The organism is Bacteroides sp. OM05-10AA (assembly GCF_003439055.1).
GTDB classification, from domain to species: domain Bacteria; phylum Bacteroidota; class Bacteroidia; order Bacteroidales; family Bacteroidaceae; genus Bacteroides; species Bacteroides intestinigallinarum.
Window position 1 is genome coordinate 232 of record NZ_QSUR01000086.1, and the last position, 1,526, is coordinate 1,757.

Genomic DNA, 1,526 nt, shown 5'->3' on the forward strand with positions numbered 1-1,526 from the left:
TAGAACATATTTTTTAAGTACGGGGAAATTGTGTGCGGAAACGACGAGAGGGATACACATTATTATATCACACGCGGGCGCGCAAAGGCGTGAAAAGAGAATGAAAAGAAAAAGACGAAAAAGAAAACTACAAGAGAATAGATATTAGAAAAAAGCAAGAGGATTTAGAATCAACCGTCAGAATACTTTTTCTAAGCGGTCTAACGGTTGACTATTCCATAGGTATAGATCGGATAAATACAGAGTGGGTACTAATCAGATTCTAACTATAAAATCAGAATGTCATTCTTTTTTAGAGTTCTCTATTCGCAGGCTGACAAGTTCAACCCACTTCTTTATGCCCAAATCAAAGCCGCCTTTTTCTAACAGATGAAGGGCGCCCGCATAATGAAGGGCAGTCTCCTCCCTACTACAGCTTATCTTACAAGACAGTTCACCCAGATAGTATTCCAGCCGGGCCATTTGGATATAGTCCAATAAAGTATAATCCCCTTCGATTGACAAATCAATCAACTCCCGTATCAAAGCATAGGCTAGTTCACATTCCGTATAGGTTAAATCCGAGAGGGGTTTGTACATAACAGGATGCTGAGTCAGCTGAACAACAATTCGATTAAAGTCTCCGTACATAGGTTGCGTTTATTACCGCATCAGTTCCCGGTGGTGCGAGGGTTATAAAAAAAGAGAGCGTGGAAACTATCTACTTACGCTCTATATAAGGTATCCGCTAAGACCCTCTCCTGAACATAAGTGATAGCCCCACGCCCATTTAAGTATATAAACATAACATATACAAAAGTGTGCGTGAGACCTGTCACTCATTGTCATTCAGGAGTAAAAAATTAGCGGATTTTTATATAGAATGCAACAAATAACCGTTCTCAATAAAATTATTAAAAAACTACTTCCTTCGCTCGAAAGTAAGTTATCACAAAAGTAGAAATAAATATCTATTAAACAAACAATTTTGACAGGAAAAACATGATAGATCAATTAATTCAGTCCATATCGCATAAAAAGCACAACCCCAATATCCTACTAGAAACAATTTTTCTTTTTCATTTCTCATATTCTCATAACACGCACAATATTTTTCTGTAAATCAACAATATAACACAATGAGAATAAAAATTCAAAACGGCATTTCTCATAGTATTACCAGCATTTTGTCCATAAAACAACGCATTTCTCATACCTTTTCAAGGTATTTCTCATAGTATTTTAACCATTTATCCTATAAATTATCAAGCCAGATTCTAAGCTAAAGACCAAGTAGAATACCAGACTATACACTGCTTTACAATATATTACCAGTGCTTATTGAAAGTATATAGAGCGGACATTTGTATATTTTCCTACCTGCATCTGTATCGTTCCACTCCAGTGAACAGATCGTTCCACTCGAGTGGACGGTTCTTTTCACTCTAGTGCACAAGCCTGTTCACTGGAGTGGAACGATACAGATAGTAGTAGGAAGGGCAGGGCAGACGCATTAAATATTTTACTATTTCATAAGGGATTATATT

1 protein-coding gene is annotated in these 1,526 nt (G+C 36.8%); it reads right to left on the reverse strand.

Going from position 1 to position 1,526, the window contains the following annotated elements:
- Positions 1-282 precede the first annotated feature (282 nt).
- A complete protein-coding gene (locus DXB58_RS27550) occupies positions 283-630 on the reverse strand; it encodes a hypothetical protein (protein ID WP_004296294.1) in 348 nt (115 codons plus the stop codon).
- Positions 631-1,526: the final 896 nt, after the last annotated feature.

What these genes read in the sequence shown, in the direction of transcription:
- DXB58_RS27550 (WP_004296294.1), bottom strand. Translation starts at nt 630, where the DNA reads ATGTACGGAGACTTTAATCGAATTGTTGTTCAGCTGACTCAGCATCCT.